Origin of the sequence: Rhodoferax lacus, assembly GCF_003415675.1 — a bacterium.
GTDB classification, from domain to species: Bacteria; Pseudomonadota; Gammaproteobacteria; order Burkholderiales; family Burkholderiaceae_C; genus Allorhodoferax; species Allorhodoferax lacus.
Genome location: NZ_QFZK01000003.1, coordinates 338,690 through 353,799 on the forward strand (window position 1 = coordinate 338,690; position 15,110 = coordinate 353,799).

General features: G+C 64.8%; 13 protein-coding genes. 7 read left to right on the forward strand and 6 right to left on the reverse strand.

Annotated features, from left to right (window positions below):
- The first annotated feature begins 3 nt into the window (after window positions 1-3).
- The 4 genes from DIC66_RS07695 to DIC66_RS07710 are packed head-to-tail and all read left to right on the forward strand — an operon-like array spanning window position 4 to window position 4,132.
- Window positions 4-1,245 (forward strand): cysteine desulfurase-like protein, encoded by a 1,242-nt coding sequence (locus DIC66_RS07695; protein ID WP_117175716.1) that lies wholly within the window; start codon window positions 4-6, stop codon window positions 1,243-1,245.
- Complete coding sequence (hydA, locus tag DIC66_RS07700) at window positions 1,242-2,660, forward strand: dihydropyrimidinase (RefSeq protein WP_117175719.1); 1,419 nt, start codon at window positions 1,242-1,244, stop codon at window positions 2,658-2,660. Before DIC66_RS07695 ends, hydA begins: the two co-directional genes overlap by 4 nt.
- A 27-nt stretch (window positions 2,661-2,687) precedes the next feature.
- Window positions 2,688-3,590, forward strand: a complete 903-nt coding sequence (locus DIC66_RS07705; RefSeq protein ID WP_117175721.1) for a MurR/RpiR family transcriptional regulator — start codon at window positions 2,688-2,690, stop codon at window positions 3,588-3,590.
- Between the two features lie 32 nt (window positions 3,591-3,622).
- Entirely contained in the window at window positions 3,623-4,132 is a 510-nt protein-coding gene (locus tag DIC66_RS07710; RefSeq protein ID WP_117175724.1) for an ureidoglycolate lyase, read from the forward strand.
- A 19-nt stretch (window positions 4,133-4,151) separates the two neighbouring features.
- Here DIC66_RS07710 and DIC66_RS07715 read toward each other — a convergent pair whose 3' ends face one another.
- The 6 genes from DIC66_RS07715 to DIC66_RS07740 all read right to left on the reverse strand — a co-directional run bounded on the left by DIC66_RS07715 (window position 4,152) and on the right by DIC66_RS07740 (window position 12,651).
- Complete coding sequence (locus DIC66_RS07715; protein WP_199534682.1) at window positions 4,152-6,242, reverse strand: putative bifunctional diguanylate cyclase/phosphodiesterase; 2,091 nt, start codon at window positions 6,240-6,242, stop codon at window positions 4,152-4,154.
- A 25-nt stretch (window positions 6,243-6,267) separates the two neighbouring features.
- Window positions 6,268-6,501 carry a hypothetical protein gene (locus tag DIC66_RS07720; protein WP_117175727.1) on the reverse strand — a complete coding sequence of 78 codons (234 nt, stop codon included), beginning with the start codon at window positions 6,499-6,501 and terminating at the stop codon, window positions 6,268-6,270.
- Between the two features lie 85 nt (window positions 6,502-6,586).
- A complete protein-coding gene (locus DIC66_RS07725) occupies window positions 6,587-8,464 on the reverse strand; it encodes a potassium transporter Kup (RefSeq protein ID WP_117175729.1) in 1,878 nt (625 codons plus the stop codon).
- 105 nt (window positions 8,465-8,569) lie between these two features.
- Window positions 8,570-9,256, reverse strand: a complete 687-nt coding sequence (locus tag DIC66_RS07730; RefSeq protein ID WP_117175732.1) for a response regulator — start codon at window positions 9,254-9,256, stop codon at window positions 8,570-8,572.
- The gene (locus tag DIC66_RS07735) at window positions 9,253-10,773 is read right to left on the reverse strand and encodes a DUF4118 domain-containing protein (RefSeq protein ID WP_117175735.1); all 1,521 of its coding nucleotides are present in this window, start codon (window positions 10,771-10,773) and stop codon (window positions 9,253-9,255) included. Before DIC66_RS07735 ends, DIC66_RS07730 begins: the two co-directional genes overlap by 4 nt.
- A gap of 78 nt (window positions 10,774-10,851) precedes the next feature.
- The gene (locus tag DIC66_RS07740) at window positions 10,852-12,651 is read right to left on the reverse strand and encodes a methyl-accepting chemotaxis protein (protein WP_117175737.1); all 1,800 of its coding nucleotides are present in this window, start codon (window positions 12,649-12,651) and stop codon (window positions 10,852-10,854) included.
- Between the two features lie 162 nt (window positions 12,652-12,813).
- Here DIC66_RS07740 and DIC66_RS07745 point away from each other — a divergent pair, with 162 nt between their 5' ends.
- From DIC66_RS07745 to plsY, 3 genes are read left to right on the forward strand one after another with little or no spacing between them, the layout of a single operon-like run.
- Window positions 12,814-13,881 carry an aldo/keto reductase gene (locus DIC66_RS07745; protein WP_117175740.1) on the forward strand — a complete coding sequence of 356 codons (1,068 nt, stop codon included), beginning with the start codon at window positions 12,814-12,816 and terminating at the stop codon, window positions 13,879-13,881.
- A 40-nt stretch (window positions 13,882-13,921) separates the two neighbouring features.
- A complete protein-coding gene (locus tag DIC66_RS07750; RefSeq protein ID WP_117175743.1) occupies window positions 13,922-14,407 on the forward strand; it encodes an aminoacyl-tRNA deacylase in 486 nt (161 codons plus the stop codon).
- Between the two features lie 44 nt (window positions 14,408-14,451).
- Window positions 14,452-15,087, forward strand: a complete 636-nt coding sequence (gene plsY, locus DIC66_RS07755; protein WP_117175922.1) for a glycerol-3-phosphate 1-O-acyltransferase PlsY — start codon at window positions 14,452-14,454, stop codon at window positions 15,085-15,087.
- Window positions 15,088-15,110: the final 23 nt, after the last annotated feature.

Below are 15,110 nucleotides of genomic sequence, written 5' to 3' on the forward strand. Positions count from 1 at the left end.
CGCATGACGCCCACCACCATCCCCCTCAACCTCGACCATGTGCGCGCCGAGTTCCCGGCGCTCTCCAACGGCTTTGCCTACCTGGACAACGCAGGCGGCTCGCAGGTGCTGCGCCGCGTGGGCGACCGCGTGCGCGACTACCTGCTCACCAGCAGCGTGCAGCTGGGCGCCAGCTACGCCCACTCGCAGGATGCGGGTGCACGCGTGCTGGCGGCGCGCCGCTCGGTGGCCACCCTCATCAACGCGGCGCATGACGACGAGGTGGTGATGGGTGCGGCCACCACGGCGCTGATGTTCCAGGTAACGCAGGCCATCCTGCCCGGCATCCAGGCCGGCGACGAGATCATCGTCACCAATACCGACCATGAATCCAATATCGGCGCCTGGTTGCGACTGCAAAGCGCCGGTGCGGTGCTGCGCTTCTGGAATGTGAACCCAGATACCCTGGAGTTGGACCTGGCCGACCTGCAGGCCCTGCTGTCCCCCAAAGTGAAGTGGGTGGCCATGACGCATGCCTCCAACATTCTTGGCACCATCAACCCCGTGGCCCAGGTGGCGGAGCTGGCGCATGGCGTGGGCGCACGCCTGTGCGTGGATGCCGTGGCCTATGCGCCGCACCGGCTGGTGGATGTGCAGGCCAGCGGGGCGGACCTGTATGTGTTCAGTTTTTACAAGGTGTTCGGGCCGCACTTCGCCGTGCTGTGGGGCCGGCGCGAGTTGCTGCTGAGTCTGGCCAGCCTGAACCACTACTTCATCTCCAATGACACCATCCCCTACAAGCTGCAGCCCGGCAATGTGAACTATGAGCTGTCCTATGGCTGTATCGGCATCAGCGACTACCTGGAAGACGTAGGTGCCCGCCTGGGGGCAGTGGGCGGTGCGCGCGTCAAGATGCAGGCCGCCTTCGATGCCTTTGAAAAGCAGGAAGACCTGCTGGCCGAGCAGCTGCTGACCTATCTGCGCAGCAAGAAGAATGTGCGCATCATCGGCCTGCCCGACACCAAGAGTGGGCGGCGTGTGCCCACCATCAGCTTCATGGTGGACGGCATGCAGAGCGAGGCGGTGGTGCGCCACACCGACCGCTTTGGCATTGGCATCCGCTTTGGTGACTTCTATGCCAAGCGCCTGATTGAGTTCCTGGGCCTGCAGGACCGCGGCGGCGTGGTGCGCGTGTCGATTGCCCACTACAACACCACGACTGAAATTGCCCACCTGATTCATCACCTGGAGGAGGCCATCGCATGACACACACCACCACCCTGATCCGCAACGGCCGCATCATCACCGCCAGCGACGACTACGTGGCCGATGTGCTGCTGCAGGACGGCAAGGTTCACACCATAGGCAAGGGCATTGAGGTGGGGCCCGATGTACGCGTGGTCGACGCCAGCGGCCTGTATGTGCTGCCCGGCGGCGTGGACACCCATGTGCACCTGGAAAACGTGATTGGCCCGACCATCACCACCGACACCTTTGCCAGCGGCACCAAGGCCGCGGCCTTTGGCGGCACCACAACCATCGTGGACTTTGCGCTGCAGACCGAACTGGATTCTCCACTGGGTGCGATTGCGCGGGCGCAACGCTCGGCCGAGTCGCAGGTGAATGTGGACTACAGCCTGCACGTGATCATCAAGCGCGTGGACGAGCAGGTGCTGCGCGATGTGCGCCACGCCATGCACTTTGAAGGCGTGACCAGCTTCAAGATGTTCATGGCCTACCCCGGCGTGATGATGGCCGACGATGCCTCCATCTTCCGCATGCTGCGCCAGGTGGGCGCGGACGGCGGCATGGTCGCGTTGCATGCCGAGAACGGCACGGTGATTGACCTCTTGATCAAGGAGGCGCTGGAGGCCGGCCACACCTCGCCGCGCTACCACGCGCTCACCCGCCCCTCGCTGATGGAGGGTGAGGCCACGCACCGCGGCATCCGCCTGGCCGAGCTGGCGCAGGCGCCCATCTACTTTGTGCATGTGTCCAGCAACGACGCCTTGAAGCACATCGTGAGTGCGCGCGCCGAAGGCATCCCCGTGTTTGCCGAGACCTGCCCGCACTACCTGCTGTTTGACGACTCGGTGTACGACAACGACGACTTCGAGACCGCCAAATACGTGATGACGCCGCCGCTGCGCAAGCCCGACGACCAGAAGCACCTGTGGCGTGCCCTGCGCTATGACGATCTGCAGGTGATTGCCACCGACCACTGCCCCTTCTGCATGAAGGAGGGCCATCTGGGCCTGCGCAGCTCCAAGCTGCGCGGCACCAAGAACTTTGCCGAGATTCCCAATGGCGCACCGGGCATAGAGACGCGCCTGGTCAGCCTGTTCGACATCGGCGTGATGCAGGGCAAACTGTCGCTCAACCGTTTTGTGGAGCTGACCTCCACCACACCGGCCAAGCTCTTCGGCCTGTTCCCCAAAAAGGGCACAGTGGCCGTGGGCAGCGACGCCGACATCGTGCTGTTCAACCCGAACGTGTCGCAGACCATCCACGCCAAGCACCTGCACAGCAACTGCGACCACACCCTGCTCGAAGGCCGCAGCCTGCAGGGCCGGGTCGAAAAAGTGTTTCTGCGCGGCAACCTGATTGTGGACGGCGAGCACTGGCACGGGCGCGAGGGCATGGGCCAGTTCGTCAAGCGCGGCGAGGTGCGTGCCTTCTAAGCCCTTTGCCTCCCCTATCATCGGTCCATGAAAACAGCAAAACCGAGCACGCTGGAAGGCCTGCGTGCCTTGATAGGCCAACAGAGCGAACAGCTCACGCCGCGCATGCGCGATGCTGCCAACTACGCGATGGAGCACCCCAACGACATCGCCCTCAACCCGGTTGCCTCTGTGGCCAGGCAGTCGGCCATCGCACCGGCCGCCTTCATCCGCCTGGCCAAGGCGCTGGGCTTTGAGGGCTACTCGGACTTGCAGCGGCTGTTTCGCGCGCCACTCCAGCAGGCCGCCAAGCCCACGCACAGCGAGCGTATCCGCCACTTTGGCGGCGAGCTCTCGCTGGACGACCCGCAAAATCCGGTGGCCGTGCTGCAGGCCTTCAGCCAGGCCAACATTGTTTCGCTGCAGCACCTGCAGGCCGATGCCGCAGCCCTGCCGCTCCAGAAAGCCATTGCCCTGATCCAGGGCGCGCGCCTGGTGCATGTGATCGGCCTGCGCCGCTCCTACGCGCTGGCCGCCTACCTGGCCTACGCCTTAAACCGCGTGAAGCAGCCGGCGGTGCAGATCACCGCGCAGGGCGGCAGCGTGGCCGAGCAGGCCGCTGTGGCCAATGCGCAGGATGTGCTGGTGGCCATCAGCTTCCCGCCCTATGCCCCGGACACGCTCACGGTCTGTGCCCAGGCCAAGGCGCAAGGCGCCAAATTGCTGGTGATTACCAACGGCGTGCTCAGCCCGCTGGCCAAGAATGCCGACCTGGTGCTGGAAGTGAATGACGCCGAGCTCAAGGGCTTTCGCTCGCTCACCTCGGCCTTCTGCCTGGTGCAGACGCTGGCCATGGGCATTGCCTTTGGCAAGCGCAAGCCGCGCGGCAAGGCCGGGGCTGCAGCACGGGCCGAGGCCGAGGCGCTGGACCTGGGCAGCATTGACTGCTGAATGCCCTGCCGCCTTTAGCCCCCAACCCACCTATGACCCCACGCACCCTGCCCATTGAGCCCCTGACGCCTGAGGCCTTTGCGCCCTTTGGCGATGTCATTGCGGCACGAGCGGACGCAAAAACCTTTGCCATCAACCAGGGCTTTGCCACGCGCTTTCACGACCTGGCACGTGTGGACGTGGGCGAAGAGGGCGGGGCGGTGTGCGTGAGTATTTTCCAGGCGCGCCCGCGCAGCCTGCCCATGCGCTTAAGCATCATGGAGCGCCACCCGCTGGGCAGCCAGGCCTTTGTGGCCATGAGCGAGCTGCCGTTTCTGGTGGTGGTGGCGCCGCCTGATACGGTGCTGGATCTGGGCGCCATCCGTTGCTTTCGGGCCGGGCCCGGGCAGGGCGTCAACTACGCCAGAGGTGTTTGGCACCACCCGCTGATTGCGCTGGAGCGGCCGTCCGACTTTCTGGTGCTGGACCGCGCGGGCGCTGCGGGCCACTCCAATCTGGACGAGGTCGATGTGCAGAACGCCCTGCTGTGGGTATGGAACTGAGCCGGGCGCTGAATGCCGCTCAGCCCTGCGCCCACGCACCGGAGCGCAACCACTCCGCGCACCAGTCCGGGAACTGCGCCGCTGGCATGGGCCGGGCAATGCCATAGCCCTGCACGTGGTGGCAGCCCAGCTGGCGCAGCGCCACCGCGTGGGCCATGGTCTCTACGCCTTCGGCCACTATCTGCCGGTCAAAGGCTTTGGCCAGTTCGATGATGCCGCGCACAATGCCCCGGTCGTCCGGGTCCACCAGCATGTCGCGCACAAAGCTCTGGTCAATCTTGAGCGTGTGCACCGGCAGCTGGCGCAGGTAGGTCAGCGACGAGTAGCCGGTGCCGAAGTCATCGAGCGCAAAGCGTACGCCCAGTTCCATGCAGTTGTGCAGGATGTCAACGGCCTGGCGCATCTCGCCAATGGCGGCGGTTTCCAGCACCTCCAGCTCCAGTCGCGAGGCCGCCACGTCGGGGTAGCGCGCCAGGGTCTGGGCCAGGCGCTCGCAGAAGTCGGCGCGCAGCAGGTGGTTGGCACTGATGTTCACGCTGACCCGGGTGTGCAGCCCCAGCGCCTGCCAGTTGCGCAGCTGGGTAAGCGCCGTTTCCATGACCCATTCGCCCAAGGGCGCCTCCAGGTGGCTGCCATTCAGGCAGGCCAGGAATGCACCGGGCGGCAGCAGCCCGCGTGTGGGGTGCTGCCAGCGTATCAGGGCCTCGGCCCCCAGGACCTCACCACTCTGCAGGTCCACCTGGGGCTGGTAGAACAGTACAAATTCACGGCTCTGCAGGGCCGCTTCCATCTCGTCCAGAAAGGCCCGGTTGCTTTGCGCGGCGCGGTCCATCTCGGTGTCAAACAGCTGGTAGCGGTTCTTGCCCGCCTGCTTGGCCTGGTACATGGCCATGTCGGCATGGCGCAGCAGGATGTCGGGGTCGGCCCGGTCGCTGGGGTAGAGGCTCACGCCAATACTGGCCGACAGGCTGATCTGCTGGTCCTCGGCCTGTATGGGCAGGCGCGTGGTCTCCAGCACGCGCTCCAGTATCTGGGTGCACTCGCTGGTGGAGTGGATTTCCGAGAGCAGCAGCACAAACTCGTCGCCACCCAGGCGCGCCAGCGTGTCATCGGCGCGCAGCACGGTGCCCAGATGCTGGGCCACGCCCACCAGAACCAGGTCGCCGACGCTGTGGCCGAACTGGTCGTTGATGGCCTTGAAGCCGTCCAGGTCCAGAAAGCAGATGGCAGTGGTCTGGCCGGTGCGGTCCGAGCGCAGCAGTGACTGCTTCAGGCGGTCGGACAACAGGCGCCGGTTGGGCAGGTTGGTCAGCGCATCGAAATTGGCCACGCGGTCGAGCTCGGCCTGGTGGGCCTTGATCTGGCTGACGTCGGTCACACACGACAGGCTGCGCACGGGCGCGCCCTGGGCATCGCGCTCCAGCTCGGCCGACACCAGCACGTCCATGACCTCGCCGTTGCGGCGCAGCAGCTGGTAGGGAACGTCGCGGATGGAGCCACTTTGCAGGAAGTGCGGGAAGACGGTGTCCTGCGCAAACTGCGCCGAGGAGGGTGTCATGAAGGCGGTGGGCTTTTGCCCCAGCATTTCCTCACGGCTGTAGCCCAGCGTCTGGGCAAACAGATTGCTCACGCTGAGCAGCCGGCCGGACCGGTTGATGGAGTACAGCATGGCCGGTGTGGCCTCGTATAGCCGGCGTTGCGCCCGCTCGCTTTCGATGAGCTGAAGCTGGGCCTGTTTGCGCTCGGTGATGTCCATGTAGGTGCCGAACATTCTGCGCGCCGAGCCGTCCGGGTTCCAGGCCTTGATCTGGCCGCTGGAGTGGATCCAGATCCAGTGGCCGCTGGCATGGCGCATGCGGAATTCGCAGTCGTAGCGCACTGTGGCTTTGGCCAGGTGGGCCGCAATGGCGGCTTCGGTCAGGGGGAAGTCATCCGGATGCACCAGGGCTTTCCATTTGTCAAAGGTGACGGGTTGCATGGCCTCGCGCGTCAGGCCCAGAATTTCGGCCCATCGGGTATTGACTTGTAGCGCACCCGTGTTGACGTCCCAGTCCCAGGTGCCCGCACCCGTTCCGTCCAGAATGTCCTGCAAATTGCGCAGTTGTTCCACTGTCGGCGCCCCTAAATCAAAGAGCTCACTCTGGACGGGGCTCCGTGTACACAAAATCGTACTTGGGGTCCAGCTGCTTGCGCCCGGTCTGTGCCATGGCACGGTTGGAGTAGAGGCCGGCTTCCCGGATGCCGTCGCGCACAGCCGCGCGGATGACCTTGTAGGTGATCCAGAAGACCACAAGCACCAATAGCAGGCAGGCTAGCGCCGATCCCAGCGGGGTGTTTACTACGGCACTGAAGTTTGTGAAGTCCACCATGCGTCTCCCTGTTCGCAAAATCTGCAGGCTGATTGTCGCCGACTCCGGGTCATAGCAGGGGCGTACCCTGTTTGCTGTGGGGGCGCTAGATCTGCACCCGCGTGCCCAACTCCACGACGCAGTTGTTGGGCAGGCGGAAAAAGCCCGCCACGCTGCCCGCATTGCGCGACATCAGGGCGAACAGGGTCTCGCGCCAGTGGGCCATGCCCGAGCCCTTGGTGGGTACCACAATCTCGCGGCTCAGGAAGTACGAGGTCTCAAACAGGTTGATGGACAGGCCGTGCGCCTTGCACAGCTCCAGTGCCTTGGGGATGTCGGGCGTGTTCTTGAAGCCGTAGTTCACCTGCACAGTCCAGAAACCCGGCACCAGGCTGTGCACCTCCACGCGTTCGTTGAACGGTATCCAGGGCACGTCATGGAACACCACCGTAAGGATGAGGTTGCGCTCGTGCAGCACCTGGTTGTGCTTGAGGTTGTGCATCAGCGCCTGGGGCACGGTGCCGGGGTTGGCCACGGCATAGACAGCCGTGCGCGGCACGCGGTGCACGCTGTCCTGCGACAGGGCGGTCACAAAGGGCAGCAGGTCGGGGTCGTCGTGGCGGATGCTCTCGATCAGCAACGCGCGGCCACGCCGCCAGGTGGCCATGACGGTGAAGATGCCAAAGCCCAGCAGCAGCGGGAACCAGCCGCCCTGGAAGAACTTGATGGAGCAGGAGGCCACCAGCAACAGGTCCAGCGCAAGAAAGACGCTGGTGGCTGCCAGCGCCACCGGCAGGGGATAGTGCCAGCCATGGCGCACCACAAAGAAGGTCAGCAAGGTGGTGATCAGCATGGTGACGGTGACGGCAATGCCGTAGGCCGAGGCCATGGCCGAAGAACTGCCAAAGCCGTATACCGCCAGCAGCACGGCTGCCAGCAGCAGCCAGTTCACACCGGGCATGTAGATCTGCCCGGCCTCCTTGGCGGAGGTGAAGTGCACCTGCATGCGCGGCAGCAGGCCCAGTTGCATGGCCTGTTTGGTCATGGAGTAGGCGCCCGAGATCACGGCCTGCGAAGCAATCACCGTGGCCACCGTGGCCAGCACCACAGCGGGCAGCAGCCAGGCCTGTGGGAACATGCGGTAGAAGGGGTTTTCCAGGGCGCCGGGGTCACGCATCAGCAGCGCGCCCTGGCCCATGTAGTGGATGGCCAACGCCGGCAGCACCAGGCCCAGCCAGGCCATGCGGATGGGGCGCTTGCCGAAGTGGCCCATGTCGGCGTACAGCGCCTCAGCCCCGGTAAAGGCCAGCACGATGGCACCCACGGCCACAAAAATATGCCAGCCTTGTGAGGATAGAAAACGCAGTGCCTCCAGCGGGTTGAGCGCGGCCAGGATGGCCGGTTGCTGCGCAATCTGCTGCAGGCCGGTGAGCGTGAGCACGGCAAACCACACCATGATGATGGGACCAAAGAGCTTGCCCACCACGCCGGTGCCAAAGCGCTGCATGCCAAACAGTGCCACCAGCACGGCCGCACAGATGGGCAGCACATAGGGCTTGAAGGCCGGAGTGGCCACCTCCAGGCCTTCCACCGCGCTGAGTACCGAGATGGCCGGGGTGATCACGCTGTCGCCATAAAACAGGGCCGCGCCAAACACGCCGATCAGCAACAGGATGGTGCGCTTGGTGGCGGTGCTGCCAGCGGCCTGTGCAGCCAGTGCGGTGAGCGCCATGATGCCGCCTTCACCCCGGTTGTCGGCGCGCAGGATCAGCATCACGTACTTGAGCGTGACCACCATCATCAGGCCCCAGAAGATGGTGGACACCACGCCGATCAGGTGCAACGGGTCCAGGGGAATGCCCATGGCCGGGTTGAAGACTTCCTTCATGGTGTACAGCGGGCTGGTGCCGATGTCCCCATACACCACCCCCAGCGCCCCCAAGGTGAGTGCCGCCACGCTGTCCCGCTGTGCCTGTGTGCCCATAGCCGCTGTCCCAAAGTCAAGAAGCCTTGACTGTGCTGCCCGGTGCATCAGGAACACATAAGGACTGTCCCGGGCAAAACAAAACCCGGCCAAACCCTTCAGCATTCAGCTGATGGCCAGCCGGTAGCCCACGCCGGTGTCGGTCAGCAGGTGGCGCGGCTCGGCCGGGTCGCGCTCGATCTTGGCGCGCAGCTGGCCCATGTAGAGGCGCAGGTAGTGGGTGTGCTCGGTGTACTCCGGCCCCCACACATCGGCCAGCAGTTGCCGGTGCGTTACCACCCGGCCCGCACTGCGCACCAGGCGTGCCAGCAGATTGAACTCGGTGGGCGTGAGGTGCAGCAACTGGCCCTGGGCCTGCACCGTGCGCGTGGCCAGGTCGATGTGCAGATCGTCCAGGTCGTGGGTGGTTACTGCGGCAGCCAGCGCGGTGCCGCGGTGGCGCAGGGCCACGCGGATGCGGGCCAGCAATTCGCCCACGGCAAAGGGCTTGGTCAGGTAGTCATCGGCACCGGCGTCGAGCAGGCGGATTTTTTGTGCCTCCTGGTGGCGCGCCGAGACGATCAGGATGGGCAGGCTGTGCTGGCGCCGAATGTGCTGCACCAGCTCCAGACCATCGCCATCGGGCAGGCCCAGGTCCAGCACCACCACATCGGGCAGGCTGTGCTGCAACAGGGCGCGGGCTTCGCTCAAAGTGACGGCGGTCTGCACCTCAAAGCCTTCCACGGCCAGGCTGGACTGCATCATGGCGCGGATCTCGCGGTCGTCTTCCACCACCAGGAGGCGCAGGGTCATGGCACATCTCCAAGAGGTTGTTGCGGATTCACCGGCAGGCTGAAGGTAAAGCAGTTGCCGCCGCCCGGGCGGGCCAAGAGTGTGAGCGTGCCGCCATGCACGGTGGCGATGGCGCGGCACAGGGCCAGGCCCAGACCGGCACCGCGTGGGCCACCTGCGTGGCCCTGGTCGCCACGGGCGTAGGGCTGAAACAGCTGCGCGTGCTGCTCCTGGGGTATGGCGGTGCCGCGGTCTTTCACCAGCACCTGCATCTGGGTGGGACACTCTGGGGGAGAGGCCTGCACCTGCAGGTCGATGGGGCCGGGGCTGTACTGCATGGCGTTGTCCAGCAGGTTGCTCAGCAGCTGGGCGACAAGCACCGGGTCCACCTCGATCAGGGGCAGGTTCTTGGGTACCTTGGCACTGATGCGGTGGCTGGTATCGCGCAGGCGCATGCGGCCCAGCACGGCGCCCACGATTTCTTCCATGGACTCCCAGCCGCGCTGCACGGGAGCGGCGGCATTGCTCAGCTGCACCAATTGCAAGGTGTTCTCGGTGATGTGGGAGAGGTAGGCCGCCTCGCTGGCAATGCTGTCCAGCAGGCGCGCGCGTTCGCCCGCCGGGAGTTTGTCACCCTGGCTCTGCAGGGCCGAGGCTGCGCCCACGACTGCCGCCAGCGGCGTGCGCAGGTCGTGCGAGATGGCCGCCAGAAAGGTGCTTTGCACCTGCTGCCTGTGCACCTCGGCCTGCGAGGCCTGCATGGCGTCGGCCATCTTGATGCGCGAAAGCGTTTGCGCCAGCAGGGCGCACAGGGCCTGCGCATGTTCGCGCCCCACGGTGTCGTCGGCATGGATGTTTTCAATGCACACCGCGCCCTGCATCTGGCCCACGCTGCCCAAGGGCAGGTACCAAGCGTTCAGGCCGGGCCAGCGCCCGGTGCCAGGGCCCAGGGTGGCGGCCTCGCGGATGCAGCTGCGCAGGCCGTCCTGCAGCTTGGCGCTGGTGCTCAAGCCGGTGTCCAGCGAGCCATCGGGGCGCAGGATGCCCAGCGTGTTGGGTCCGTCATAGCTGGCGTCCAGCGCCTGTTGGCCCAGCTGGACCACCTCAGCACTTGCGCTGGTAACGGCCAGTGCCGTGGCCAGCTCCTGCAGTTGCTGGGAGCGCAGGGCGCTTTGCCGGGCCAGGCTGGCCTCGCGCCGCAGACGGGAGGCCAGGCGGCTGATCACCAGGGCCACCACCAGCATGGTCAGCAGGGCAATCAGGTGCTCCTGGCTGTCCACCGCAAACGTCCAGCGTGGCGGCACAAAGAAAAAGTTGAAGGCGGTTACCGCACCCACGGCGCAGACCACCGAGGGCAGGGGCTTCAGGGTGTAGGCCGCAATCACCACGGCCAGCACGTAAAACATGGCCTGGCTGGTGAGCGATATCTGACTGTCCAGCGCAAAGCCACCCAGGGTGGCGGCAGCAATCAGGGCCATTACCAAGCCCCAGGTTTTCAGGGCTTGGCGGTGCGGGTCGGACAGGGTGTGTGCTGGCATGGTGGCGCAGCGTAGCACCAGCCGTATCAGGATTGCATCAGGGCGCTGGCCCTGTAGGCCCTGAGGGGACCAAGTGGTCTAAAAGGTTTCCCACTCGTCGTCGTTGGCCTTGCTGGCGGCCGGGGCGGGGGCCGGGGCCCGGCTGGGCGCTGCGGCGGGCTTGGGCAGGGCTTTGGCTGCAGCGGGCAAAGCCCTGGGCGCGGCGGCTGCCACTGCCCGGGGCTTGGCGCGCGGAGGCGCTATTTGGTGCGCCCGCGCAGGCTGGGAGAGTCGGGCAGTGGGTGGCGTGTGGGCCACTGCGTGCGGCGCAGTTCTGTACTGCTGCTGCTGCGTGGCATCGAGCTTGAAGACCGATACGGTGTTGACCAGCTCGCCCGCCTGGGACTTGAGGCTGCTGGCCGCTGCGGCAATCTGTTCCACCAGCGCGGCGTTCTGCTGCGTGGCCTGGTCCATGTGCGTAATGGCCTCGCCGATCTGGGCCACGCCCAGGGCCTGCTCGTTGCTGGCGGAGCTGATATCGCCCATCATGTCCGTCACATGGCGGATGGAGCCCACCACTTCGGTCATGGTGGAGCCGGCCTCGTCCACCAAAGCCGTGCCTTGCTCCACGCGCTCCACACTGGCATTGATCAGCTGCTTGATCTCCTTGGCCGCTTCGGCGCTGCGTCCGGCCAGTGAGCGCACCTCGGAGGCCACCACCGCAAAGCCCCGCCCCTGTTCACCGGCACGGGCGGCTTCCACCGCCGCGTTGAGCGCCAGGATGTTGGTCTGAAAGGCAATGCCGTCGATCACGGAAATGATGTCCGAAATCTTGCGGGAAGACGTGTTGATCTCCTTCATGGTGTCCACCACCCGGCCCACCACATCACCACCCCGTGCGGCCACGGTGGAGGCGTTGGCCGCCAACTGGTTGGCTTCGCGTGCGCTGTCGGCGTTGTGCTTGACCTGGGCGCTGAGCTCTTCCATGCTGGCCGCCGTCTGCTCCAGCGCGCTGGCCTGTTGCTCGGTGCGTGCGCTCAGGTCGTGGTTGCCCTGGGCAATTTCGGCGCTGGCCACTTCCACGCCCTCCGAGCCCAGGCGCACCTGGGTCACCACCCGGGACAGGTTTTGGCGCATGGCTTCCAGGGATTGCAGCAGCTCGGCCACCTCATCGGTTCCATTGGCATGCAGCGGGTGCGTCATGTCGCCATTGGAGATTTCCTTGGCCGCACGCACGGCATCGTTAATGGGTTTGGTGATCGCGCGTGAAATCAGCACGGCCAGCGCCGCGCCAATGGCCAGGGCAGCAAGCAGTGCTGCAATCACGGTGATCTTGCCGGTGGCCACCACTTTTTGGGTTTCAGCCCACACGCGATCGGCTTCGCTGGAGTTGAAGTCACGTATGGTTTCCATGTCGGCCATAGCGGCCTCAAAGGGCTTGCCCACCTGGTCCTTGAACATGTCTTCGGCCATGCTGGCGTTGTTCACGCGGGACAGCTCCATCATTTTCTCGCCGGCGGCAAACATGGCGTCGCGGTTCTTTTTGGAACTGGCAAAGGCGTTCTTTTCAACATCCGCATTGAAGACGGCCCCCGCCTTGGCATCCAGCACATCCATCTGCTTGCGCATGCCGGCAATCTGGGTTTCCTGAAGCTTCTTGACTTCCGGGTCGGAGGCCAACAGGTGCAAGGCCTCGGCGCGCCGTATGCCATTGAGCAGTCCACTCAAGGCCGCGGTGTACTGCACGCTGGGCAGGTTGTTGGTGGCGATCTGTTCGGTCTTGACGGACAGGTTGGACAGCTGGGTGAGTGCAAGGCCTCCCAGCAGCAGGGTCAGGGCCAGCACACTGGCAAACCCGAGGGCGAGTTTGGAGCTGATTTTGAGATGGGAGAGATTCACGGAGGGACTGCCTTCCTGTATTTTTGGAAATAGTTGCAACAACGAACTAATGCTATGTGTTTATGCCGATGGACCAGCAAGGGTTATCCCTGCACAGCACCGCTATGCATGGGATACTGACATGCAAAGCCCTGCATTTTTCACACCCATCCACACATTCCCATGAATCTTGTTCCCCTTGGCCAAAGCGACCTGTTGGTCACCCCCATTTGTCTGGGCACCATGACCTTTGGTGAGCAGGTCAACGAAGCCGACAGCCATGCCATCTTGAGCCGCTCGCTGGAGCGCGGTGTGAACTTCATCGACACGGCCGAGATGTATGCCGTGCCTCCGAAGGCCGAGACCTTTCAGGCCACCGAAAAAATCGTCGGCAGCTGGCTGGCCAACAACCCCGGTGCGCGTGACAAGTTGGTGCTTGCCACCAAGGTGGCGGGCCCCTCGCGCGGCATGCCCTGGATTCGCGGTGGAAGCCCCGACCTGACGGCCGCTGACATCATTGCCGCCTGCGAGGGCAGCTTGAAGCGCCTCAAGACCGATGTGATCGACCTCTACCAGATTCATTGGCCCACCCGCAACGTGCCCATGTTTGGCGGCCTGTACTACGACCCGTCCAAGGACCATGCGGGGCTCACCTCCATGCATGCGCAGCTGGAAGCCCTGCAGACCCTGGTGCAGGCCGGCAAGGTACGCGCCATTGGCGTGTCCAACGAAACCCCCTATGGCGTGCACGAGTTTGTGCGCCTGGCCGAGCAGCACGGCCTGCCGCGCATTGCCACGGTGCAGAACGTGTACTGCCTGATCAGCCGCGCACTGGAAAACGCGCTGGACGAAACCCTGCACCATCTGGACGTGTCGCTGCTGGCCTATTCGCCCCTGGGCTTTGGCCTGCTGACCGGCAAATACGATGTGTCGGGCACCAGTGGTCCGGATGCGCCGGCCCAGGGCCGCATTGCCAAATACGAATCTGTGCGCAAGCAGCGTTGGGGCCGCGCCGAGTCGCTGGAGGCAGCGCGCCGCTACAACGCCCTGGCCCGTGCCTACGGCCTCACACCCACGCAGATGGCGCTGGCCTTTTGCTATACCAAGTGGCAGGTGCGCAGCACCATCATCGGCGTGACCTCACTGGCGCAACTCGATGAGGATCTGGACGCCTGGGGCACCACGCTGCCCGAAGAACTGCTGCAAAAGATTGACGCAGTGCGCTGGGACATTCGCGACCCGGCGGCCTGAAGGCGCCTTGCCGGGCGGCCATTGGCCGCAAAATAGGGGCATGGCAAAACACGTCTCTGAAACCCCGGCCACCCAGCTTCTCAAGGCCAATAAAGTGGTGTTCACCGAGCACCCCTATGAGTACCTGGAGCATGGCGGCGCCCAGCACAGTGCCGAGGTGTTGGGCATGGACCCCTTCATGGTGGTCAAGACCCTCATCATGCAGGACCAGGACGCCAAGCCCCTGGTGGTGCTGATGCACGGCAACCGCAAGGTGTCCACCAAGAATCTGGCGCGCCAGATCGGTGCCAAGTCGGTGGAGCCGTGTGCGCCCGAGGTGGCCAATCGCCACAGTGGTTATCTGGTGGGCGGCACCTCGCCCTTTGGCACGCGCAAGTCCATGCCGGTGTTCATTGAGGAAAGCATCCTGGAGCTGCCGCGCATCCTCATCAACGGCGGGCGGCGCGGCTATCTGGTCGGGCTCGACCCGCAGGTCTGCCTGGAACTGCTCGCAGCAAAAAAGGTACAGTGCGCGCTGGCCGACTAGCGGCGGCACTTCACTGGCTTACAGGAGAACCTGGTTTGGAATCGATTGCATTTGTGTACCCCCTCTTGGCAACCCTGGCGGCCTACGCCCTGGGTTCGCTCTCATTCGCCGTGATTGTCAGCCGCGCCATGGGCCTGAATGACCCGCGCACCTTTGGCAGCAAGAATCCCGGTGCAACCAACGTGTTGCGCTCGGGCAGCAAGGCTGCGGCCATCATCACGCTCCTGCTCGACGCCCTGAAGGGCTGGCTGCCGGTGGTGCTGGTGAAGTGGGTTGGCGCGCCCTACGGCCTGCAGGAGGGCACGCTGGCACTGGTGGGGCTGGCGGCGTTTCTGGGCCATCTGTACCCGGTGTTCTTCCGCTTCATTGGTGGCAAGGGCGTGGCCACGGCGCTGGGCGTGATTGTGGGCATCAACCCCTGGCTGGGCCTGGCGGTGGGCGCCACCTGGCTGATCGTGGCCTTCTTCTTCCGCTACTCGTCGCTTGCCTCATTGGTGGCGGCGGTGTTTGCACCGGTGTACTACGTGTTTGGCGATGGCGTGGCCTGGTATGCAGACAACCGCGTGGTGCTGTCCATGGCACTCATGTCGGGCCTGTTGGTGTGGCGCCATGCAGAGAACATCAGCCGTTTGTTCAAGGGCACCGAGTCCCGCCTGGGCCAGAAGAAGAAGGGCGCCTGAGAGCACCTGCGTGCGGCGCGCAA

Bases quoted from the DNA above. Each gene is read 5' to 3' on its own strand.
- DIC66_RS07705 (WP_117175721.1), top strand. From the start codon at position 2,688: ATGAAAACAGCAAAACCGAGCACGCTGGAAGGCCTGCGTGCCTTGATA.
- hydA (WP_117175719.1), top strand. From the start codon at position 1,242: ATGACACACACCACCACCCTGATCCGCAACGGCCGCATCATCACCGCC.
- DIC66_RS07735 (WP_117175735.1), bottom strand. From the start codon at position 10,773: ATGCCAGCACACACCCTGTCCGACCCGCACCGCCAAGCCCTGAAAACC.
- DIC66_RS07730 (WP_117175732.1), bottom strand. From the start codon at position 9,256: ATGACCCTGCGCCTCCTGGTGGTGGAAGACGACCGCGAGATCCGCGCC.
- DIC66_RS07750 (WP_117175743.1), top strand. From the start codon at position 13,922: ATGGCAAAACACGTCTCTGAAACCCCGGCCACCCAGCTTCTCAAGGCC.
- DIC66_RS07745 (WP_117175740.1), top strand. From the start codon at position 12,814: ATGAATCTTGTTCCCCTTGGCCAAAGCGACCTGTTGGTCACCCCCATT.
- DIC66_RS07695 (WP_117175716.1), top strand. From the start codon at position 4: ATGACGCCCACCACCATCCCCCTCAACCTCGACCATGTGCGCGCCGAG.
- DIC66_RS07725 (WP_117175729.1), bottom strand. From the start codon at position 8,464: ATGGGCACACAGGCACAGCGGGACAGCGTGGCGGCACTCACCTTGGGG.
- DIC66_RS07710 (WP_117175724.1), top strand. From the start codon at position 3,623: ATGACCCCACGCACCCTGCCCATTGAGCCCCTGACGCCTGAGGCCTTT.
- DIC66_RS07720 (WP_117175727.1), bottom strand. From the start codon at position 6,501: ATGGTGGACTTCACAAACTTCAGTGCCGTAGTAAACACCCCGCTGGGA.